We start from the raw sequence: 22,111 nt of genomic DNA, 5'->3' as shown, positions 1-22,111 counted from the left end.
AACTGCGGACCCTGCGGAGGGCCGTCGTGCCGACCTGGGTGACACCTAAGCGTCCAAGTTAGAGACCCTCGATTGGAGCCGCCAAGCTGGCAGCAGCAAGTTGGCGCCCCGGGTTAGGTTGCTGATTTGTGCGCGTATAACCTCAGGGAATATGGAGCTAATATTTTCGATTTTGACGACATAAGGGGGGGTTCCCATAGTCGGCCGCATCAAAACAACAGGGAAATGATCATGACTGGAAACGCAGTGACGCACCTGAGACGCATGCTAGGGCTGGCCGTGGCTACGGGGGTGTCGATGACCAGTGCGGCCGCGATTGCCGCTACGCTGAATGTCGGGATCAACCAGGATGCCACCAACCTCGATCCGCATCGTGCAACTGCGACGACCGATGTCGCGCTTGTGGGCTGGATGTTCAACGGTCTGGTGCGGTTCGCACCGGGCAGTGCCGATCCCGCTTCCATCGAGCCGGACCTTGCGACCAGCTGGGAGACCTCCGAGGACGGGCTCACATGGACCTTCCACCTGCGTGACGATGTAGAGTTCCAGCAGGGCTACGGCCCGTTGACCGCCGATGACGTCGTCTATTCCCTGGAGCGAGCGGCCGATCCGGAACGGTCGTCCTTCGCAAATGATTACGCCGCCTTCGAGAGCATCGAGGCACTTGATCCGATGACCGTGCAGATCACGCTGAGCACGCCGGTCCCGGGCTTCCTTGGCCTGGTCGCGAACTATCATGGCGGCATGATCGTCAGCCGCAAGGCCGTCGAAGAGAAGGGCGATGCCTTCAACGGCGATCCCGTCGGCACAGGCCCGTTCACGTTCGAAGAGGCCGTGACCCAGCAACATGTCGACCTGGTGGCGAACGCCGATTACTACCGGGGCGAGCCCAAGCTGGACGGCATTCGCCTGCAGATAATCCCCTCGGACTCCAGCCGAGAACTGGCGTTGATGTCTGGCGAGCTGGACCTGATCTACGGCAAGCGCGAACAGCGTTGGGTCGACCAGGTCAGCCGCAACGAGGACGTAATCGTCGATGTCTTCGCGCCCGGTGAATATCGCACCCTCTATCTGAACGAAACGCATGAGCCACTGGACAACATCAAGGTTCGCTCAGCCGTGGCTCATGCCATCAACGTGGACGAGATCTCGGCCTTCGTCGGGGAAGGTGTTGGTCCGCGCGGCTGCTCTGCGGTGCCCTCGGGCTACCTTGGCGAGAACTGCGATGCCGGCACCTACAGCTATGACCCGGAGCTGGCCAAGTCGCTGCTCGACGAGGCGGGCTTCCCTGAGGGGATCACGCTGACCGCGGTCGTTTCCTCGAGCTCCTCGCAGCAGCCGATCATGGAAGTGATCCAGGCGCAGCTGGCACAGGTCGGCATCACGATGGATATGAACGTCGTCGATCACCCGACCTATCACCAGCAGATCCGTCAGGACCTGAGCGACGTGGTCTTCTACGGTGCCGCGCGCTTCCCGGTGGCCGACAGCTACCTGAGCCAATTCTACCATTCGCAGGCGACCGTAGGCACGCCCACAGCCGTGACCAACTTTTCGCATTGCGACGTTGCGGACGAGCAGATCGACGCAGCACGTGTCGAGACCGACCCGGAAGCGCAGATGCAGCTCTGGGCCGAAGCGCAGAAGCTCATCCACGATGACGTGTGTTCCGTCCCGCTGTTCAGCCTGATGCAGGTCTGGGCCCGGAGCGACGAACTTGACTACGGGTACGAGCTGACGGGCAACCTGAACCTGGCGCCCGCAATCACCGAAAACACCACGCTTTCGGAGTAAGAAGAGCTCCCGATAGCGTTTTACGAAACTTGCAGGCGGCGCCCTCCGGGGCGCCGTCTCGACGTTTGCTCAGCCCTGCGCGCTCTCTTCTTCCCAAACAGAGATTGCGGCAGACCGGGTGATCTCTTCGACGAAGGCGCTGACCAGCTTCGAGTTGCGGCTGTGCGAGGGCCAGCTGGTGTGGAACTCGGAGCTGGTGGCCGGGTCGAAGGGGCGCATCTCGACCCGGCCTTTGACGCCTTCCGATACCAGCGGATCGACCACGGTCACTCCCATGCCGCCGGCGACGAATTCGCAGACGTTTGGGGCAGTGGCGGCCTCGATACGGATATCGGGCCGAAGACCAGCTCGCTCGAAGACGGCATCCATCCGGTTGCGGGTCAGGCTGGCGTGGGCAAAGGCGATGAAGGGCTCTCCGTGCAGGTCCTCGGGGGTAATCCTTTCCTTGGCGGCAAGCGGATGCCCGATCGGCAGCAGGCACACCATCGGCTTGGAATGCACCGGCCGCGTGGAGATCGTGGGGTGATCCACTCGCGTCACCAGGATCGCCACGTCCAGCCGGCCGGATACCATCCAATCCGCCAGGAACTGCGAACTGCGCGTATCGACGGAAATGAAGGCATCGGGGAAACGCTCCTGAAAGGCGCGGACCGCCCGCACGATGAACCCGCCCGACAGCCCCGGCATGACGCCGACGCGCAGTTGCCCGCGATTTTCCCGTCGGATGGCTTCGACAGCGCGGATCAGCTGGCCTACGCCGCCAAAGACCCTGTTGGCCTCGTTGTAGAGGCGCATCCCTTGTTCCGAGGCGACCAGCCGGCCGCTAGCGCGGTCAAAAAGTTGCATCTCCGTGTCTTCTTCCAGCGTCGCAATCAACTTGCTTGCCGCAGGCTGGGAGATTGACAGCCGTTCTGCGGCACGACTGACGCTACCGGCCTCCACTACGGCCATGAGGGCTTCGAACTGTCTGAGGCTGGGTTCACGCATAGGTATAACCTAAAAGAATATTAAGGCCAACTTTTCGATTTTGACTTTCTACCCTCTGATTTGAGTAAAGATCAATAACAAGCGAGGGAGCCCAGCGTGGCACAGCCAGACCACATCGTGATCGGAGCAGGCACCGTGGGTGTCTCTCTTGCCTACGGGCTGCAAAAGCGCGGGCAGTCGGTCTGCGTGGTGGATGGAGGCGCGAGCGACTTTCGTGCGGCGCGGGCGAATTTCGGGCTGGTCTGGGTGCAGGGCAAGGGCGGGAACCTGCCCGCCTATGCGCGCTGGACGGCTGAAAGCGCGGCGCTTTGGCCGCGGTTCCGCGACGCGCTGGAGCAATGCAGCGGCATCGGCCTGGATTATCAGAAGCCGGGCGGGCTGGTCTTCAGCCTCTCCGAGCAGGCGCTGATAGACCGTCGTGCCGTGCTCGAGGAAATCGGCGGCGGTGCCCTGCCGGAGGGTGTCGAGATGCTGGACCGGGACGCGTTGCAGGCCCGGCTGCCCGATGCGCCGCTGGGGCCCGAGGTTGCGGGCGCCAGCTATGGAGCCAGCGACGGTCACGTGAACCCCCTCAAACTGCTGGCGGCATTGCAACAAGGGTTTCTGGAGCTGGGCGGAGAGATTCTTTGGGACTGGCCAGTCCAGACCCTGAGAACCACCGACGACGGATACGAGCTGACTGGTCCCGATGGAGAGACGCTGCGGGCGCCGAACGTGATCGTGGCTGCGGGGCTGGCCACCCCTGGCATCGTTGCGCCCTTGGGGGTCGACCTCCCGCTGCGCCCGCAACGTGGGCAGTTGCTGGTCACCGAACGGATGGCGCCGATGCTTCCCATGCCCTGCAGCGGGTTACGCCAGACGGCGGATGGCACCGTTATGATCGGGACCACACACGAGGATGTCGGCCTGGACACCGGCACCACCCAGGCCTCCGGCACGATGGTGGCCGAACGTGCCCTGCGCATCCTGCCTGCGCTGAGTGGGGCGCGCATCGTGCGGCAGTGGTCGGGGCTGCGGGTCCTCTCGCCCGATGGAGGGCCGCTCTACACCCAGCCCGAGGCCTATCCCGGCCTGTGGACCGTCAGTTGCCATTCCGGCGTCACCCTTGCCGCGATCCATGCCGAACGGCTGGCCGAACAGATCCTTGCCGGCGCGCTGACCGGCGATACCCGCCACTTCTCAAAGGACCGTTTCCATGTTCCGACCCTTGCCTGACAGCTCCGAAGGGCCAACCGTGACCGTGTTCGTCGAGGGGCAGCCGGTCGAGGCATATGTCGGAGAGACTGCGGCAAGTGTCCTGCTGCGCCATCTCGGGACCGCGCGTACCACCTCGATCAGCGAGAGCCCGCGCGCGCCCTTCTGCATGATGGGCTGCTGCTTCGACTGCCTGGCCGAGATCGACGGCAAGGGATCAACGCAAAGCTGCCTCGAGCCGGTGCGCGACGGCATGACCATCGCGCGCCAGATGAGCGCGCGGAAGGTGGTGGCGCGATGATCTTCGATACTGCCATCATTGGTGCCGGGCCTGCCGGGATGCAGGCCGCCTGTGATCTGCGCGCACGCGAGCTGTCCGTGATCGTGCTTGATGAACAGCCCGCACCGGGCGGTCAGATCTGGCGCGGGGTCGAGCGCAACTGCCAGCCCGGATCGGAGCTGGCGCAGAGGCTAGGTGCTGAATATCGACAAGGGGCCGGCGTCGCCCGATCGTTCCGCGCCTGCGGGGCCGACTACCGTCCCCTGTCGCGGGTCTGGCAGATCGAGGAGACCGGCCCGGACGCCACTGAGCAATGCTGGCAGGTCTTCGTGATCCGGGAAGGTCAGGCCGAGGTCGTCGAGGCGCGGCGCGTCCTTCTCGCAATCGGCGCACAAGAGCGCCCGGTGCCCTTCCCGGGCTGGACGCACCCGGGTGTGATGACCGTTGGCGCAGCCCAGATCATGCTGAAATCCGGCGGCCTGCTGCCCGAAGGGCCGGTCTGGATCTGCGGCGCGGGCCCGTTGCCGCTGCTTTATGCGCACCAACTCCGCAAGCTGGGTGGCCAGATCGCGGGCTTCCTGGATACCGCCCCGCGAGACACGGTGCGCCGGGGACTGCCGCATCTGAGCGGTGCCCTGCGCGACTGGAAAAGCCTGGCCAAGGGGCTGGCCTGGCAGGCCGGACTGCGGGCGGCGGGCCTGCGCCGCGAAACCGGGGTGAGGCAGCTTCGCGCCGAGGGCAAAGACCGCCTCGAGCGCATCCGCTGGGAGACCCCCGAGGGCGAGAAAACGGCCCCCGCAGGCGTGCTGCTGATCCATGAAGGGCTTGTGCCTTCGGTTCACCCCACACTTTCTCTGCAGTGCGAGCACACCTGGTCCGACGCGCAGCAATCGCTGCGGCCCGTGCTGGACGCCTGGGGCGAAACCACGCGCCGCGGGCTGTTCGTTGCGGGTGATGCGGCGGGGATCGACGGGGCCAGGGCAGCGCTCGCCAAGGGCACGTTGGCGGCCGTCGGCATTGCCCGGTCGCTGGACGTTCTGTCCGAAGCAAAGGCAAAGCAGGCCCGGGCGGCAGGTGATCGCGCGCTGTCGAAAGCACGTGCCACGCGGCCGCTGCTAGATACCCTCTATCCCGCGCCCGAGGGCAAGATCAGTGACGACGTCATCGTCTGCCGCTGCGAGGAGCTGACCGCGGGCCAGATCCGCGCGGCAGCCGGCCGGGGCTCGGCAGATCCCAACCGGGTAAAATCCGAAACCCGTGCCGGCATGGGGCCCTGCCAGGGCCGCCAGTGTGGCTATACCGTTGCAAGGCTGATCGCCGAGGCACATGACATGCCGCGAGCCGAAGTAGGCTTTCACAACATCCGCCCACCCTTGAAGCCGGTCAGCGTGGGTGAACTTGCTTCCCTTGGGAAGGCAAAGGCATGAGGGCAGGCGCCGACCTTATCGTGATCGGTGGCGGGCTGCACGGGCTCTCGGCGGCTCTGCAATCGGCGCGGCGCGGGCTGCGGGTGGTTCTGCTGGAGGGTGCCTTCACCGGCCGGCATGCCTCGGGGGCGACGGCTGCCGGTGTGCGCAGCCTCGCTCGCGCGGTAGAGGAGCTGCCGCTGAGCCTGGAGGCCCAGGCCCAGTGGGAGGACATGACCGCGCTCGTGGGAGACGACTGCGGCTTCCACGCGGTGGGACAAGTGCAGGTGGCCATGGATGCGGAGGCCAAGGCCCGGATCAAGGCCCGTATCGCGCGGCTGAAGGCCGCGGGGATGCACCACGAAAGCTGGATCGATCCGGACCGCCTGGCGGAACTGGTACCGGTCATGCAGCCCGGCGCGCTTGGGGCGGCCTATGTCGCGCTCGACGGCTCTGCCGATCCGCATCGCACCATCCGGGCCTTTCGCGCGGCCTGCCTCGAGGCTGACGTGGAGATCCTTGAAAACCGCCCCGTCACCTGGCTGGGCCGGGAGGAAACGCACTGGACGGTCGTGGCGGGCGGCACCTCTCATGTGGCCCCTACGATCGTCAATGCCGCCGGGGCCTGGGGCCGCCAGATCGCCAGGCTGGCCGGTGATCTGCTGAACGTCGGCATCAAGAATTCGATGATGATCGTGACCGAGCGCTGCGAACCCTGCCTTGGGCCCGTCGTCTCGGCACAGAACCGCAAGCTGTCGTTCAAGCAGACTGCGGACGGCACGTTTCTGATCGGCGGCGGGGTCCAGGGGCGACTGCGCCCGGATGGCGACTCGGCCTCTGTGGACTTCGGCGCGCTCTCGGGGGCCATGTCCACGACCCTGGCCCTTTTCCCGTGGGTGGCGGATCTGCGCCTTGTCCGTGCCTGGGCGGGCATGGAAGCGGCCACCGCCGACCTCTTGCCCGTCATTGGACCGTCCGCTCGGGCCCCGGGCCTGATCCATGCCTTCGGATTTTCCGGGCACGGGTTCCAATTGGTCCCGTCCGTCGGACGGGTGATCGCAGACCTGGCAGAGACCGGGCGTACAAGAACCGACCTGTCGGCCTTTGACCCGGGCCGACTGGCGACCAACAGGAAAGCCGCATGACAAGATACATCATTAGGAGATTGCTGGCCGCGATCCCGACACTTCTGGCCATGTTGACCATGGTCTTCGTGCTGGTCCGGTTGGTGCCGGGCGATGCTGCCATGGCCATGCTGGGCGACCAGGCAAGCGAGGCGTCGCTGTCGGCCCTGCGCGCCAGGCTGGGGCTCGATCAGCCGATCGGCGTGCAGTACCTGGCCTTCCTGCGGGATATGCTGGGCGGCAATTTCGGCGTCTCGATGAGCAGCGGGCGCCCGGTGCTGGAAGAGGTCGCCCGCGTCCTGCCCTACACGCTGGAGCTGACAGCAGCGTCGATCATCATCGGTGCCATCTTCGGTCTGCCGCTCGGCATGGTGGCGGCGCTGTACCGCAATGCCTGGCCGGACTACGTGTCGCGGATCCTGTCGCTGACCGGCCTGTCCTTTCCGGGGTTCGTGTCCGGGATCCTGATGCTGCTGGCCTTCGCGGTCTACCTGCGCTGGTTCCCGGTCATGTCGATCGCCTCCGACAACATCGTGGATCATCTCCGCAACCTGGCTCTGCCAGCGCTGAACCTTGGCCTGATCATGACGGCCTACATCACCCGCGTGACGCGCTCGTCGATGCTGAACGTGCTCGGGGAGGATTACATACGCACCGCCCGCGCCAAGGGCGTGCCGCCGCGTCGCCTGATCATGCGGCACGGGCTGCGCAACGCGCTGATCCCCGTGGTCACTGTTGTTGGCCTCTACTTCGGGACGCTGATCGGCAACTCGGTGCTGGTGGAGTTGGTCTTCACCCGTCCGGGTTTGGGGAAGCTGATCCTCGGCGCATTGCAGGCACGTGACTACACGCTGCTGCAGGGGCTGATGGTGATCTTCGCCAGCTTCGTGATCCTCGTGAACATCCTGACCGACCTGATCTACGCGGTCGTCGATCCCAGAGTGAGCTATTCCTGATGACCGCCGTGACTGAAACCATCCCCGCCCGCAAACCCAATGTCTTGCTGCAGACCCTGAACCGCAATCGCCTGTCCTGGGTGGGTATCGGGCTGCTGGCGCTGATCCTCCTCTCGGCGATCTTCGCGCCGCTTCTCGCGCCCCATGATCCGCTGCAACAGAACATTCTGAATCGGTTGGAAGGTCCTTCGCCGGAATTCTGGCTGGGCACCGACAGCTACGGACGCGACGTGCTATCGCGCCTTCTGTACGGCACCCGTGTTTCGCTTCTGGTGGGCTTCCTGTCGGTGCTGATCGCGATGACCGTCGGGTCCGCAATCGGGATCTTCGCAGGCTATGTCGGCGGCATGGTGGACCAGCTCATTATGGGCCTTGTCGATGTGATGCTGTCCTTCCCGACTCTGCTGCTCGGCCTGATGGTTGCGGCGATGCTGGGGGCGAGTCTGGAGAACCTGATCATCGCCATCGCAATCACCGAAACCGCCCCGTTCGTACGCATCGCCCGGGCGCCGACGATCTCGGCCAAGCGGAAGGAATACGTGGAAGCGGGCCGTGCGCTCGGGTTCTCTCCCCTGCGGATCATGGGCGTGCATATCCTGCCCAATATCCTGTCGGACATCGTCGTTGTCGCGTCACTCTGGATGGCAAGCGCGATCCGCACGGAAGCCTCGTTGTCCTTCATCGGTCTGGGCGTGCAGCCGCCGACCCCGACCTGGGGCGGGATGATCCGTGAAGGCTTCGAGAACATCCTGTCGTCCTGGTGGCTGGTGGTCTTCCCGTCGCTGGCGATCCTGCTGACCGTGCTGGCGCTGAACATTCTGGGCGACGCCCTGCGCGACGCCATCGACCCGAAACTGAAAGGTGAGTCATGACTGCTCTGCTCGACATTCGCGGCTTGACCACGGAATTCCGGGTGAATGGCCGCTGGCATGCCGCCATCCAGGACGTGGACCTGTCGCTTGCCGCCAACGAGACCCTGGCCGTGGTGGGCGAAAGCGGCTCCGGCAAGAGCGTCACGGCGCTGTCGACGTTGCGGCTGCTGCCGCAGGCAGGCGCCCGGATCGGTCGCGGCGAAATCCTTTTCGAGGGACGCGACCTGGCAAAGCTGTCCGAACGGCAGATGGCCAAGGTCCGCGGCAACGATATCGCGATGATCTTTCAGGAACCGATGACATCGCTGAACCCCACGATGACTGTTGGCGACCAGATTGCCGAGGTCTTGATGATCCACCGTGGCATGAGCCATGGCGCGGCTCTGAATGAGGCGCGTGATCTGCTGGACGAAGTGCGCGTGCCGGACCCGGCCCGACGGGTCACCGAGTACCCGCACCAGTTCTCGGGTGGGATGCGGCAGCGGGCGATGATCGCCATCGCGCTGGCCTGTCGCCCGAAGGTTTTGCTGGCCGATGAACCCACCACCGCGCTGGACGTGACGGTGCAGCACCAGGTGCTGACCCTGCTGGACGACCTGAAGCGCGAACGCGGCATGGGAGTGATCTTCATCACCCACAACCTCGGTGTCGTGGCCCAGATCGCGGACCGCGTCGCGGTGATGTACGCAGGCGAAATCGTCGAGACGGCGGACTGTACGCGCCTCTTTGCGAACCCGGCCCATCCCTACACGGAGGCGCTCCTGCGGGCGATGCCACGTGTGGACCGGCGGGCAGATACGCTGGAGCCGATCCCCGGTTCCGTTCCCTCCATCACAGGGAGGCCTGCGGGCTGCTACTTCGCGCCGCGCTGCGGCTACGCCCGGCCGGAGTGCGGCCATCACCCGGTTCTCGGGCCAATCAGCGGGGCAGGCGGCTCCGATCACCAGGCGCGCTGCATCCTGCGCGCAAAGGCGGAGGAAGCAGCATGACCGGGCTGAAAGTCGAGAGTCTGAAAAAGCACTTCACCATCGGGGGAGGGTTTCTGGGCGGCAAGGCCCGTACGGTGCGCGCGGTTGAAAACGTCAGCCTTTCTGTCGCGCTTGGATCCTGCGTGGGGCTGGTGGGGGAATCCGGCTGCGGCAAGTCCACGGCGTCCCGCGCCATCCTGCGGCTGGAGGAGCCTACCGCTGGCCGCGTCACCTTCGACGGCATCGACGTGGCATCTGCCTCGCCGGCCCAGATGCGCCGCCTTCGCCAACGCATGCAGTTCATCTTCCAAGACCCCTATGCGTCGCTGAACAGCCGCCGGAGCATCCGCAAGACGCTCGAAGAGCCGCTGAAGGTGCATGGCATCGGGGATCCCGCCGAGCGCCGCGACCGGGCCGAGGCGATCCTGTCAGAAGTCGGGCTGCCGCAAGATGCGATGGACCGCTTTCCGCACGAGTTTTCGGGCGGGCAGCGCCAGCGGATCGGCATCGCGCGTGCGCTTGTGCTAGAGCCGGACCTCGTCGTGGCGGATGAACCGGTCTCGGCTCTGGACGTCTCGGTTCAGGCGCAGATCCTGCGGCTGCTGGACGACCTGCGCGATAAGCGGACGCTATCCTTCCTTTTCGTATCGCATGACCTTGGTGTGATCCGGCACTTCTGCGACACGACCTGCGTGATGTACCTGGGCCATGTGGTGGAAAGCGGTCCGACGCAGGAGATCATGGATGATCCCGCGCACCCCTACACGGTGCTGTTGCGGCAAAGCTCTCCCATCCCGGACCCGGCGAACCGGGTGGACCCGCCGCGCATCGCGGGCGAGATCCCGTCGCCGGCCAACCCGCCATCGGGCTGCCCGTTTCACACCCGCTGCCCGCGCGCATTTGCGGAGTGCCGCGAAAGCATGCCCGCCGCGAAAGAGATCGCGCCGGGACGGCAGGTCGCCTGTCACCTCTTCTGATTATTAGCAAACTTGCGTGCGCCGTTCCCTCGGAGTGGCGCACCCACCTGTAGGAATCTCCATGAACGTCGGTATCGTTGGCGCGGGCAATATCGCGCGCGCCTACTTCGCTTATCTCTCCAACGCGGGTCACAGCCCCCGGATCTGGTCGCCGCGCGGCGTCGCCGGTGCAGAATTGCGGGCGGTGACTGAACTTGCCGTCTCAGGCGCGGTCGAGGGGCGTTTCATACCCGAACTGGTGGCGGATGTCGCAGAGCTGGCCCAGGCAGAGGTCATCATCCTGGCCTTGCCGGCCACTGGCCACCGCGCCGTGCTGGACGCGCTGTTGCCGCATCTGCGCGATGGGCAGAGCATCATCATCAGCGCTCACCTGTCCTTTGCGGCGCTGCACCTCGGGCAAGCGTTGCACGCGCGGGGCCTGTCCCTGCCGGTGATCTGCTGGAATACCACCGCGATGACCTGCAAGAGTCCCGAACCCCCGGCGATCCGAGTGGGGGCGCTGCGCAAGCGGGTAGACGTCTGCACCCTGCCGGGGGGCGACATCGCCGGCGCCCTGACGCTTTGCGAGGCGCTCTTTGGTCCGCGGTTCCAACATGGCGGCGACCTTTTGGACAACGCCCTCGGCAACCTCAACCCGCAGACCCACCTGGCCATGGCCCTGTGCAACCTGACCCGGATCGAGACCGGGGAGCAGTGGCATCAGAACTCGCTGATGACGCCTTCCGTTGCCCGCTTCCTCGAAGGGCTGGATGCAGAGCGGCTGGCGATCGCTCGCGGTTTTGGCCGCAGGGCGCGGCCGCAGGCAGATGGCGCAGAGGGCGGGCTGGACGCGGTATTCCGCGCGCGTGTCGCGGCCGGAACCGATCCTCTTGGGCCGGTCGATCCCGAGACCCGCTACATCACCGAAGACGTGCCTTTCGGCCTTGTGCCGCTGGTCATGCTTGCAGAGATGGCAGGCGTCCCCGTGCCGCTGCACGAAGCCGGCATTCGAATCCTTAGCGCCTGCCACGGCCGGGATTACAGCGCCCTGAACGACCTGATGCCGCAAGAGGGTGCATCGGGACTTCGGGCGCTGCTCGGTCTGGAGTAGGGCGCATTCGCCCCGCCGCGGAAGGCGAACGCCGGTCCCAGACAGGGGCCGGCGTTTTGCGGTCAAAGCGGGGTGGCAAGCTGGGCCAGAAGTGGCTGCATCTCTCCGGCCCTGAGGGACGTCACTGCGTCGAGGATCGCCTGCTGTCGATCCATCTGTAGGGCCAGCCGGGTGGCACGTCGGAACTTGGTGTCCAGTTCCTGCCAGCTCATCAGCGGCTCACCCTCGGGCGGGGTTGGTGCCGAGGTCAGAACGCGGTCCCCGCAGGTCAGGGTCACGCGGCCAAGGATTTCGGTGGGGTAGGCCGCCGCGAACGCGTCGTTTGCCTCAAGCGTGACCTTCCGGGCCAGCTCCCTGACGCCCGGAAGTGAGAGAGAAGCCTCCGTCACCGGTGTAAGCATCTCGGGCCCGTGCAGCGCGGACAGCGCCAGGTCGAAGGGTATGCTGTACTGCACATCGACTAGGTTCTCCGGATCCGCCTTGTTCGAAATGCGCAGGGCAGGGGGATGGGTTTCGACGTGGATCGCGTCGATTTCCGCGCCGCTTACCCCGTGATCAGCCATCACCTGATGCAAGGCGGCAAGCGGCGCGTGAATGTGGCGGCAGCACGCATAGGGTTTGAAGTAAGTCTGGCAAATGTGCAGTGCGGCGCCCAGGCGCAGGTCCTCGGGGAAGACGTAGTGGCGGCGGCTGTCCAGAATGTTGCGCGGTCCGGTATGGCCGGCTTCGGCCATGACGACTGCGGTCATGCCGGTGACAACGCCCCAGGGGATGCCTTCCTTGACGGAGGCCCCCTCGGGGTGCGGGATGCGCGGCGAAGGCCCGCCCGCGAAGCTTTGGTTGGGGGCGCTTTCGCCGACGATCGCCAGCGCGTGCTCAATGGCCCCGAGCGGGGTGCCGCGCAGCGCGGCGACTGCGGCCACCACACCGAACGGCGTCCAGGTTCCCGAGCTTCCGTAGGTCGTGCGCGCAGAGCCGACGGTCACCGCGACCTCGTAGCCGAGAACGATGGCGGCGAGGGTCTTGTCGAGCGTCGCGCCGACCTCCTGCGCGGTAGCCAGGGCCGCGGGAATGATCGCAGCGCCCGGATGACCGGCGGCAAAACGGTTGCCGTCATCGAGATCCTTGGCTGCCGCAGCGCTGCTGTTGGCCCAGGCCGCACCTATCGCGCTGCTGGTCTGGTCGGCGAACCAGATCGTGGCGTGGCCGGATGTGTAAAGTTCCTTGGCGGCTTGGCGAAGTGAGGTCGGTCCCGGGTCGCTGAAGCCGACGATCGAAGCCGCGATGAGATCGAATATACACTGCAGCGCGGGATCCCTGGCCACGGAGGGCACTGCGGCGTCACGCGCTTGAACAATGTAGCGCGCAAGCTCTCCGACAATCTCATATGGGGCTTGGTCGTCTCTGGAAGACATTGTCGCGGCCTGATCCAATGAGTCGTTCCTCGATCCGATTGCTTGATGTCGAGAGCTGTATCGGAGTGCTCGCTCAGTAGTTCAAAGGCGAATTTTTTGCTGGTGCATTCCTGCGGGTTATACATCATGTGCGTGAAGGAGAGCTGTCATCAGCACACCTGCCATAGCGACGTGAAGAGCTGATGTCGGGCGTCTTTCATCCCCAAGCATTGAGACCGGGGTTTAACGCTATTAGAGTTTGTTCGGTGACGGGTGGGGGTTAAGGCGCGCGCTGAGCCCGGCCGGGTGGCAGGTGACGGGAGCCCGTCATGGCAGCCAGAAGCGTCCTGCTTCGCCATGAATCTCCTTGGTTCACGGACCCGAACCCCGTCGACGCGCATTGTAGTTTGTCCTGATACTGCAAATTGTGTTGGAGCCTTTTATGGAAGCTCGCCTGATCGCCGCGCTGATCATGACGCCATTCGCGCTGGCCTTCATCTACGCCGGCATACATGAATTCCTGCGCTACAAGTCCGAGGGTGGAACGACCTACGGGCTGGTTTACAACGACGAGACGGGGACGACGCACGTCACCGGGATCCCCGACGAAGCCGAGGCCTACGATCCCGAAGATTACGATCCCAACAATTACAACGATCCCGAAATCAGCTCCAGGACCGACGATGAGGAGCCGGAAGCCCTCGACGATGAGGGCAACGTCATCGAGGCGGTGGAGGTCGACGAAGACCGTACCGAAGATTACGCGACCGCCGAGACCGAGACCGAGGACGGTGACGAGGACGGTGACGAGGTGCGCCGGACCTGACGGGAGGGCGTCTGGGGCCGTCGCTCGATTGAGGAGAGCGAACCCAGGTCCGTTCCGGCGGGCCGTCATCCTCTGTCACAAATCACCGGTACGGAGTGCCGGATGACTGAGACCAGCGAAAAAGTTGTGCATCCGGACCTGCGCGAGGCGTTTGCCGTGTGGGCCCGGATCGGCGTTCTGAGTTTCGGCGGGCCGGCGGGGCAGATCGCGCTCATGCACAGGATCGTCGTCGAGGAGAAGCGCTGGATCAGCGATGCGAGGTTTCTGCACGCCCTGAATTACTGCATGCTTCTGCCCGGCCCCGAAGCGCAGCAACTCGCGACCTATATCGGCTGGCTCGTCCACGGCGTTCGGGGCGGTGTGATCGCCGGCATGCTCTTCATCCTGCCGGGACTGATCACGGTGATGGGCCTGAGCATGATTTATGCCACGCTCGGCAATGTGGGGGTGGTCGAGGGTCTGTTCTTCGGGCTGAAGGCCGCCGTTCTCGCGATCGTCGTGCAGGCCGTGTTGCGGATCGGGACACGCGTCCTCGTCGGCGGCTGGACGACGGTTCTCGCGATCCTCGCCTTCCTCGCCATCTTCGTCTTCGGCGTTCCGTTCCCGCTCGTCATCGCCGCGGCCGCCGCCATCGGACTGATCGCTGGCCGGCGCGCGCCCGCGGCGTTCACCAAGGGAGCGACGGGGCAGGCGGGGTCCGGGACGGTGAGAGACGAGGACACGCTTTTGGGGGCAGGGGCGGCCGCGCCTGACCGGTCCGGGCCCCTTCGCAGCGCCGCCATCTGTCTTGCGATCTGGCTCCTGCCGGTAGCTGCGCTCTACGGGCTCTTCGGAGCTGACGATGTCTTCGCGCGGATCGCCGGGTTCTTCAGCACGATGGCGGTCGTGACCTTCGGCGGGGCCTATGCCGCGCTTGCCTATGTCGCCCAGGAGGCTGTGGAGAGCTTCGGCTGGCTGCGGCCGGGGGAGATGCTGGACGGGCTGGGCCTTGCGGAGACGACGCCGGGGCCGCTGATCCTCGTCACCCAGTTCGTCGGTTTCATGGGGGCCTATCGCGATCCCGGGGCAATGCCTCCGCTCGTTGCCGGCACGCTGGGCGGACTTCTGACCTCCTGGGTGACGTTTGCGCCCTGCTTCTTCTGGATCTTTCTCGGCGCGCCCTTTATCGAACGGCTCCGGCAGAACGGCGCCCTGACGTCAGCGCTGACCGCGATCACCGCAGCCGTCGTGGGCGTCATGGCGAATCTGGCGGTCTGGTTCGGGCTGCACGTGCTCTTCGGCGAGGTCCGAACGGTCCGGGCCGGTGGGCTCGCGCTCGACTGGCCCGTCTGGTCAACGCTCGATCCCGCCTCCGCGCTCCTCGTCGCGGCGGCGCTCGTCGCGGCCTTGCGCTTCAAGCTCGGCATCCTGCCACTCCTGGGCGGGGCGGCCGGAACCGGGTTGCTGCTCTGGGGAGCGGGGCTGGCGGCCGTCTGATGCCGGCTAGCGTCTTGCAGCCTGGCCGCGTTCCATGTCATCAGATCGCGACGGAGCGAGGAGAAAACGTCATGCGGACAGCACTCTATCCGGGGACTTTCGACCCGCTGACGCTCGGCCATCTCGATATCATCGAGCGGGCCACGGCCCTCGTGGACAAGCTCGTGATCGGCGTTGCCGTGAATGCGGAGAAGGGTCCGCTCTTCTCCCTCGACGAGCGCGTTGCCATGATCGAAACCGAGACGGCCAAACTCGTCGATACGCGCGGGTGCAGTATCGTCGTCCATCCCTTCGAGAACCTCCTGATCGACGCGGCCGCAGACGTCGGCGCCGGCGTCATCGTGCGGGGGCTGCGCGCAGTGGCGGATTTCGAATACGAGTTCCAGATGGTCGGCATGAACCGCCAGCTGAACGATGCCATCGAGACGGTCTTCCTGATGGCGGAGGCGGAGCATCAGGCCATCGCCTCCAAACTGGTCAAGGAAATTGCCCGGCTGGGCGGGGACGTCTCCAAGTTCGTCACCCCGTCGGTTGCGACTCGCCTTGCGGAAAAGCTCGCGCGTTAGCTCGCTTGAAGAGGGACGACCGCATGTCGTCCCGCTGGCCTTTCCGGGCTATGGCTCGGCGGCCGTAGCAGGCATGGCGTAAGATCGCCTCGAAGTCCCCCGAACATGTGTCGAGATCGAACCAGGTGTCGCTCGCGGACGCGCAAGGTGAGCCGATCGTACTGCGATAGGCGGCGCGCTGACGCTCACACCGCCCGAAAGTCCTGCTCCGGCAAAAGAGAAAGCCCGCGGCGCAAACCGCGGGCTTCCCCAAGATACTCAGTCAAAGACCGGATCGATTACTGGTTGAGCTCGATTTCGAACTCGCCTTCCAGCTCGTTGCTGGCGTCGTAGTCGACGTCACCGGCGGCTTCGATCTGCTCTTCGGTCATCTCGGTCAGCTGCAGCGCTTCGGGGGTGAAGCGAACGTTGGACAGCGGGATCGCGACCTGCGAGCCACCGATGCCGAGGAAGCCACCCTCTTCGAGGATCATCATGACTTCGCCGCCATTGTCGATGAAGGCTTCGGCGGAACCGAGGTCTTCGCCGTTGGCACCGATCACGTCCATCGCGAGGAGATCGTTGACCGTGACGATGTTCGGCATCGCGCCGGCATCGGCTTCAGCCATGTTCTCGTCGGACATCTCGTTCGTCTCTTCGGCGACTTCCGTCTCGACTTCGTTGGCGGCACCTTCCGCAGCGGCTTCGACGTTCTCGGCACCGTCTTCGATGGCTTCGCCGGTGTCTTCGGCCATCTCTTCGGTTTCGGCCTCGACGTTCTCGGCGGCGGCTTCGGCGTCCGTCATTTCCTCTTCGGTGGTCATTTCACCGGCCGCGGCGACGTCTTCACCTTCGCCTTCCATGTCAGCGGCGGCTTCTTCGTCGCCTTCCATGTCGGCAGAAGCGTCCTGCTCGGAGCGGCGTGCGTCACGCTCTTCGGAGGTCTCGTACTGCACGTTGGCTTCGCCGGTGTTGACGATCTGCACCGTCGGCTGCTCGGCGAAGGTCACGCTGACCTGCGGCTCGTTGCCGGCATAGGACACCTGCGGAGCGCCACCGTCCTGGATGGTGACTTCGGCAGCGTCGTCGTTCTGCACGATTTCCACGGTCGGCTCGTAGGAGGTCACGCGGACATTGCCGTCGACCGAGGTATTGCCTTCGCCTTCAACAACATCGCTGTCGTCGGCTTCGGCCATTTCGGTGTCGGCCTCATCGTCAGCCTCGAGATCGAGGTCAACGGCCAGTTCCGGCTCGCCCTGCGTAACGGACACGGTGGGCTCGCCCTGCTGGACTTCGACCTGCGGATCGTCGGACGCGACTTCGACGGTCGGCTCATCCGTGCGGATGTAGACGGTCGGGGCCGGGATCTCGACGGAGACGATGATTTCCGGGATCTCGACGGAAATGTTCGGCTGCGGCTGCTCGATCTCGACTTCGCTGTTGCCCTCGGTGACCTGCACGCGGGACTGACCGGGACGCACGGTGACGTTCGGCGCGGGGTTGTCGACGGAAACCTGCGGCTCGGGGATCGTGACCTGGGCCTGACCCTCGACGGTCACTTCCTCGGACATCTCGACCTCTTCGGTCTCGGTGATCTCCTCGGAATCTTCGACTTCGGCAGTGGCCGTGGCTTGCGCTTCGGCGTCGAGCTCGGCGGAAGCGGTCGTGCAGGCCTCTGCATCGTTGTCCTCGGCGAGGATGACGATGTCGTCCGCCGTAACCGTCTCGGATTCTACGGGCAGCTCTTCATAGGCGACGATCAGCGCACGGCACTCGTCGGTAAGGTTGGCGATCTGCTCGTCGGACAGCTCCTGCTGCGCGAAGGCGGGCGAGAACGATGCGGCGCCGATGGCCGTAGCCGTACCGAGCATCTTCCAAGTGTTCGTGCGTGCGGTCATTATGACAGCTCCCATTTATTTCGGTTCAGCCCCTCAGGGGCAGACACCGGCCAAACGGGATCAGGCGGAGAGAGTTCACTACGAATGCACATTCCGTCACAAGAACGTGCGCCAGAATGAAGCAGTTTATCTGTCGGCCGATTTCCGCGGAACCCTCCAATAAACGGCGGAACCAGCGGCGCCGGTTCCTGTTGAGGTTAATGCTTCGTTAACGAGATTGACCCGCAACGCAGCGCACGCGGTGCCCCGGGATCTTGCGGACATTCATCATATACCGGCCTCAACGAAAAAGGCGCGAACCCCGGCCGGGATCCGCGCCCTTCTACGCGCTTCACCGCCCCTTCAGAGGGGCGGGGGCCGATCTCAGCCGAGTTTGCCCATCGCGACGGCCGTGTCGGCCATGCGGTTCGAGAAGCCCCATTCGTTGTCGTACCACGTCAGGATGCGCACGAAGGTGCCGTCCATGACCTTGGTCTGGTCCATGTGGAAGATCGAGGAGTGGGGGTCGTGGTTGAAATCGGAGGAGACCAGCGGCTCGTCCGTGTAGCCCAGGATCCCCTTCATCGGCCCGTCCGCAGCGGCGCGGATCGCGTCGTTGATCTCCTCCACCGAGGTCGCGCGGGAAGCTTCGAAGGTGAGGTCCACCACGGAGACATTCGGCGTCGGGACCCGGATCGCGACACCGTCGAGCTTGCCGTTGAGTTCCGGCAGGACAAGGCCGACGGCCTTTGCCGCACCGGTGGAGGTCGGGATCATGCTGAGCGCCGCGGCGCGGCCGCGATAGAGATCCTTGTGCATCGTATCAAGCGTCGGCTGGTCGCCGGTATACGAATGGATCGTGGTCATGAAGCCGCGGTTCAGGCCGACCGTGTCGTTCAGGATCTTCGCCACGGGGGACAGGCAGTTCGTCGTGCAGGACGCGTTAGAGACGACCTTGTCCTCCGCGCCGAGCGTGGCGTGGTTCACGCCGTAGACGATGGTCTTGTCGGCCCCGCTGGCGGGAGCGGAGACCAGCACCCGGCGGGAGCCGTTCTCGAGATGCGCCGCGGCCTTGTCACGCGCGGTGAAGATGCCGGTGCATTCGAGCGCGACGTCGACACCCTCCCACGGCAGGTCCTTGGGGTCGCGGATGGAGGTGACCTTGATCGGACCGGTGCCGACGTCGATCGTGTCGCCGTCCACCTTCACCTCGTTCGGGAACCGGCCGTGCACGCTGTCGTACCGGATCAGGTGGGCATTGGTCTCGACCGGCCCGAGATCGTTGATCGCCACGACCTCGATATCGTCGCGGCCCCGCTCGACGATCCCGCGCAGCACGTTGCGTCCGATCCGACCGAACCCGTTGATGGCGACCTTGACACTCATCTTGCTTCTCCCGCTGTCGATGCCGGCGGAGCGAAGGATGCGCGCCGCCTCGTCGCCGGCGACCATGCCGTTTCGCGGGCCGAGGTCAAGCGCAGTGCGGCGTCAACGCCAGAACGCGGCCCATTCGATGAGCTTCAGGAGCTCCTTTCCCAGAAAGACGCACCAGCCCCAGTCGAAGATCAGATCGGCCGCGACGAAGAGGGCGATCAGGATGCCGAGGATCACGGCCAGTCGATTGGTCACGGGCGGCGCGCCCTTGTATCAGGTGAGAGGACGGCCCCTGAATGACGCGCAGGCGCGCGCGCGACAAGGGCGGACCGCGCCGGAAGGAGACCAGAATGGCCGATCTCGCAACACTCGTCGGGCGCATCCTGATCGCGCTGCTCTTTCTCGGCGGCGGCGTTCAGAAGATCTCGGACCCGGAGCCCGCGCGCGCACTTCTCGCCATGCGGGGGCTGCCCGAGGCGCTCCTCTGGCCTGCGCTCGCGTTCAATCTCGCGGCGGGACTTGCGCTCATCTTGGGGTGGCGTACGGGCCCGGTCGCGGCGCTCCTCGCCGCTTATTGCGCGGTCACGAGCTGGTTCCACTGGCAACCGGAGGATCCCTGGCAGATCACCATCTTCGTGAAGAACTGGGCCATCGCCGGCGGTTGCCTCGTTCTCGCCGCCCATGGTGCCGGACGCTTCGCGCTCGATGCGCGCCGCCAGAGGGGGCAGGGCGCGCGCGCCTCATAGATCCGGACGGAAACCGGGGGTTGGGGGCGCAGGCAATGCCGCGCCCCCTGTTTTCTGGGGCCTGCCGATCAGAGCAGGGACTTAACTTTCTCAGCCGCGGCCTCGGCCGTGATGCCGAAATGGGCGTAGGCGTCGCCGGCCGGTGCAGAGACGCCGAAGCTCTCCATGCCGATGAAGCCGGCCTTCTGGCCGCGGCCGCGCTCGCCCGAGAGCCAGCGGTCCCAGCCCATCGGGCCGGCCGCCTCGATGGCGACGCGCACCGCGCCGCCCGGAAGGACGCGCTTGCGGTAGGCCTCGTCCTGCTCGGCGAAGAGGTCCATGCAGGGCATGGAGACGACCCGCGTCCCGATACCCTCGGCCTGCAGCAGGTCCCGCGCCGCCATGGCAAGGGAGACCTCGGAGCCGGACGCCATCAGGATCGCCTGTCGCTTGCCCTCGGCTTCGGCGAGAACGTAGGCGCCGCTCGCCGTCAGGTTCTTCTGCTTGTGCTCGAGACGGAGCGTGGGAAGCCCTTGGCGGGAGAGGGCGAGGACGGACGGCGTATCCATCCGGCCGAGCGCCAGTTCCCAGGCTTCCGCCGTCTCGACGCCGTCGCAGGGCCGGAACACATGCAGGTTCGGCGTCGCGCGCAGCATCGCGAGATGCTCGACGGGCTGGTGAGTCGGGCCGTCCTCGCCGAGGCCGATCGAATCGTGGGTCAGCACGTAGACCACCGGGATCCGCATCAGGGAGGCGAGCCGGATCGAGGGGCGGGCATAGTCGGCGAAGCACATGAACGTGCCGCCGTAGGGCCGCAGGCCACCATGCAGCTTCAGGCCGGACATCGCGGCGCACATGCCGTGCTCGCGGATGCCGTAATGCATGTAGCGGCCCTTGCGGTTCTCCGGGGAGAAGATCCCGAGATCGGACGTCTGGGTGTTGTTGGATCCGGTGAGGTCAGCCGATCCGCCGAAGGTTTCGGGCATGATCGGATTGATCACCTCGAGCGCCATCTCGGACGCCTTGCGGGTGGCGACCTTCGGGGCTTCCTCGGTGATCTGCTTCTTGAGGGCGCGGATCGTACCGGCGAGCTTCTTGGGCGCGTCACCGGCCCATGTGCGCTCGAATTCCGCCTTCTTGCGGTCGGACAGGGCGTCATAGGCTTCCTGCCACTCGGCCCGCGCCTGAGCGCCCTTGCGGCCGATGTCGCGCCACTCCTGCAGCAGCTCGTCCGGGATCTCGAACGGGCCGTAGCCCCAGCCATAGGCATCCTTGGTGTTCTGCACGACGTCGGGATCGGTCAGGGCGCCGTGACCCTTGGCGGTATCCTGCGCGGAGGAGCCGAGGGCGATATGCGTCTTGCATTCGATCAGCGTCGGGCGGTCGGAGGCCTTCGCGGCGTTGATCGCGTGGTCGATGGAGACCGGATCGTGACCGTCGCAGCCCATCACTTCCCAGCCGGAGGCGGCGAAGCGCGCCTTCTGGTCCGTGCTGTCGGCAAGGGAGACCTCGCCGTCGATGGTGATCGAATTGTCGTCGAAGAAGACGATGAGGTTGCCGAGCTTCTGGTGGCCGGCAAGCGCAATCGCCTCCTGGCTCACGCCCTCCATGAGGCAGCCGTCACCGGCGAAGACGTAGGTGTGGTGGTCGAAGATCTTCGATCCCCAGACGGCGCGCAGGTGCTCCTCGGCCATGGCGAAGCCGACGGAGGTCGCGATGCCCTGGCCGAGCGGCCCGGTGGTCGTCTCGATTCCCTTGGCATGGCCGTATTCGGGGTGGCCGGCCGTGATCGCCTCGAGCTGGCGGAAGTTCTTCACCTGCTCGAGCGTCATGTCCTCGTACCCGGTAAGGTACAGAAGCGCGTAGAGCAGCATCGAGCCGTGGCCGTTCGAGACGATGAAGCGGTCGCGGTTCGGCCAGTCGGGGTTGGCCGCGTCGAACTTCATGTGCTTTTCGAACAGTACGGTCGCGATATCGGCCATGCCGAGCGGCATGCCGGTATGGCCCGAATTGGCCGCGGCAACGGCGTCGAGCGCGAGCGCGCGGATCGCGGCCGCCTTGTTCCAGTGATCGGGATAGGCGGATCTGAGAACGTCGATCTCCACGGCGGGCGGTCCTTCCTGCGAGAAACTTGGGCCTCATGCCTTGCCGGCGCGGCCGCTTCGCGGTGTATCAGTGCCTCGGGATGCGTCAAGCCGATGAATGCCTTCTCGCGAGCGCGAAAGGGCGGAGGGGGGCGCATTCCC

The 22,111-nt window shown here is 65.4% G+C and carries 20 protein-coding genes; 14 read left to right on the top strand and 6 right to left on the bottom strand.

Annotated features, from left to right (window positions below; genetic code table 11):
• Positions 1-297: 297 nt before the first annotated feature.
• Entirely contained in the window at positions 298-1,794 is a 1,497-nt protein-coding gene (locus DQG15_RS06635) for an ABC transporter substrate-binding protein (protein WP_198665102.1), read from the top strand.
• A 69-nt stretch (positions 1,795-1,863) separates the two neighbouring features.
• Here DQG15_RS06635 and DQG15_RS06630 read toward each other — a convergent pair whose 3' ends face one another.
• Positions 1,864-2,781: a LysR family transcriptional regulator gene (locus DQG15_RS06630; RefSeq protein ID WP_116083861.1), complete on the bottom strand. Its 918-nt coding sequence runs from the start codon at positions 2,779-2,781 to the stop codon at positions 1,864-1,866.
• A gap of 96 nt (positions 2,782-2,877) precedes the next feature.
• Between DQG15_RS06630 and DQG15_RS06625 the strand changes: the two genes are divergently transcribed.
• The 9 genes from DQG15_RS06625 to DQG15_RS06585 all read left to right on the top strand — a co-directional run bounded on the left by DQG15_RS06625 (position 2,878) and on the right by DQG15_RS06585 (position 11,648).
• Positions 2,878-3,996, top strand: a complete 1,119-nt coding sequence (locus DQG15_RS06625; protein WP_116083859.1) for an FAD-binding oxidoreductase — start codon at positions 2,878-2,880, stop codon at positions 3,994-3,996.
• A complete protein-coding gene (locus tag DQG15_RS06620; RefSeq protein ID WP_116083857.1) occupies positions 3,977-4,276 on the top strand; it encodes a (2Fe-2S)-binding protein in 300 nt (99 codons plus the stop codon). Before DQG15_RS06625 ends, DQG15_RS06620 begins: the two co-directional genes overlap by 20 nt.
• Positions 4,273-5,682: an NAD(P)/FAD-dependent oxidoreductase gene (locus DQG15_RS06615; protein WP_116083856.1), complete on the top strand. Its 1,410-nt coding sequence runs from the start codon at positions 4,273-4,275 to the stop codon at positions 5,680-5,682. The genes DQG15_RS06620 and DQG15_RS06615 overlap by 4 nt, the downstream gene beginning before the upstream one ends.
• A 20-nt stretch (positions 5,683-5,702) precedes the next feature.
• Complete coding sequence (locus tag DQG15_RS06610) at positions 5,703-6,806, top strand: FAD-binding oxidoreductase (protein ID WP_232830748.1); 1,104 nt, start codon at positions 5,703-5,705, stop codon at positions 6,804-6,806.
• Positions 6,803-7,741, top strand: a complete 939-nt coding sequence (locus tag DQG15_RS06605) for an ABC transporter permease (protein WP_116083852.1) — start codon at positions 6,803-6,805, stop codon at positions 7,739-7,741. Before DQG15_RS06610 ends, DQG15_RS06605 begins: the two co-directional genes overlap by 4 nt.
• Positions 7,741-8,613 (top strand): ABC transporter permease, encoded by an 873-nt coding sequence (locus DQG15_RS06600; protein WP_116083851.1) that lies wholly within the window; start codon positions 7,741-7,743, stop codon positions 8,611-8,613. The genes DQG15_RS06605 and DQG15_RS06600 overlap by 1 nt, the downstream gene beginning before the upstream one ends.
• Positions 8,610-9,602, top strand: coding sequence for an ABC transporter ATP-binding protein (locus tag DQG15_RS06595; protein ID WP_116083849.1), 993 nt, complete (start codon positions 8,610-8,612; stop codon positions 9,600-9,602). Before DQG15_RS06600 ends, DQG15_RS06595 begins: the two co-directional genes overlap by 4 nt.
• Positions 9,599-10,558, top strand: a complete 960-nt coding sequence (locus DQG15_RS06590) for an ABC transporter ATP-binding protein (RefSeq protein ID WP_116083848.1) — start codon at positions 9,599-9,601, stop codon at positions 10,556-10,558. The genes DQG15_RS06595 and DQG15_RS06590 overlap by 4 nt, the downstream gene beginning before the upstream one ends.
• 61 nt (positions 10,559-10,619) lie before the next feature.
• Positions 10,620-11,648 carry an NAD/NADP octopine/nopaline dehydrogenase family protein gene (locus tag DQG15_RS06585; protein ID WP_116083846.1) on the top strand — a complete coding sequence of 343 codons (1,029 nt, stop codon included), beginning with the start codon at positions 10,620-10,622 and terminating at the stop codon, positions 11,646-11,648.
• A gap of 62 nt (positions 11,649-11,710) precedes the next feature.
• On the opposite strand, the gene DQG15_RS06580 is transcribed toward DQG15_RS06585, so the two are convergent.
• Positions 11,711-13,063: an MmgE/PrpD family protein gene (locus DQG15_RS06580; protein ID WP_255415125.1), complete on the bottom strand. Its 1,353-nt coding sequence runs from the start codon at positions 13,061-13,063 to the stop codon at positions 11,711-11,713.
• Between the two features lie 421 nt (positions 13,064-13,484).
• On the opposite strand from DQG15_RS06580, the gene DQG15_RS18840 reads away from it, so the two are divergent.
• From DQG15_RS18840 to coaD, 3 genes are all read left to right on the top strand, one after another.
• Positions 13,485-13,868, top strand: a complete 384-nt coding sequence (locus DQG15_RS18840; RefSeq protein ID WP_370454171.1) for a hypothetical protein — start codon at positions 13,485-13,487, stop codon at positions 13,866-13,868.
• A gap of 102 nt (positions 13,869-13,970) precedes the next feature.
• A complete protein-coding gene (chrA, locus tag DQG15_RS06570) occupies positions 13,971-15,344 on the top strand; it encodes a chromate efflux transporter (RefSeq protein ID WP_116083843.1) in 1,374 nt (457 codons plus the stop codon).
• Between the two features lie 71 nt (positions 15,345-15,415).
• On the top strand, positions 15,416-15,910 hold the full coding sequence (gene coaD / locus DQG15_RS06565; protein WP_116083841.1) for a pantetheine-phosphate adenylyltransferase: 495 nt from the start codon (positions 15,416-15,418) through the stop codon (positions 15,908-15,910).
• A 278-nt stretch (positions 15,911-16,188) separates the two neighbouring features.
• Here coaD and DQG15_RS06560 read toward each other — a convergent pair whose 3' ends face one another.
• From DQG15_RS06560 to DQG15_RS18380, 3 genes are all read right to left on the bottom strand, one after another.
• Entirely contained in the window at positions 16,189-17,787 is a 1,599-nt protein-coding gene (locus DQG15_RS06560) for a PRC-barrel domain-containing protein (RefSeq protein WP_116083840.1), read from the bottom strand.
• A gap of 363 nt (positions 17,788-18,150) precedes the next feature.
• Positions 18,151-19,152 carry a type I glyceraldehyde-3-phosphate dehydrogenase gene (gene gap, locus DQG15_RS06555; protein WP_116084676.1) on the bottom strand — a complete coding sequence of 334 codons (1,002 nt, stop codon included), beginning with the start codon at positions 19,150-19,152 and terminating at the stop codon, positions 18,151-18,153.
• 102 nt (positions 19,153-19,254) lie between these two features.
• Positions 19,255-19,395 (bottom strand): hypothetical protein, encoded by a 141-nt coding sequence (locus DQG15_RS18380; protein ID WP_198665101.1) that lies wholly within the window; start codon positions 19,393-19,395, stop codon positions 19,255-19,257.
• 95 nt (positions 19,396-19,490) lie between these two features.
• Between DQG15_RS18380 and DQG15_RS06550 the strand changes: the two genes are divergently transcribed.
• Positions 19,491-19,886, top strand: a complete 396-nt coding sequence (locus DQG15_RS06550; protein ID WP_116083838.1) for a DoxX family protein — start codon at positions 19,491-19,493, stop codon at positions 19,884-19,886.
• 68 nt (positions 19,887-19,954) lie between these two features.
• Here the strand turns inward: DQG15_RS06550 and tkt are convergent, their stop codons facing one another.
• Positions 19,955-21,970, bottom strand: a complete 2,016-nt coding sequence (gene tkt, locus DQG15_RS06545; protein WP_116083836.1) for a transketolase — start codon at positions 21,968-21,970, stop codon at positions 19,955-19,957.
• Positions 21,971-22,111: the final 141 nt, after the last annotated feature.

Origin of the sequence: Tropicimonas sp. IMCC34011 (genome assembly GCF_003390865.1) — a bacterium.
Lineage (GTDB): Bacteria > Pseudomonadota > Alphaproteobacteria > Rhodobacterales > Rhodobacteraceae > Tropicimonas_B.
This window is presented reverse-complemented; position numbering and strand designations above follow the sequence as displayed.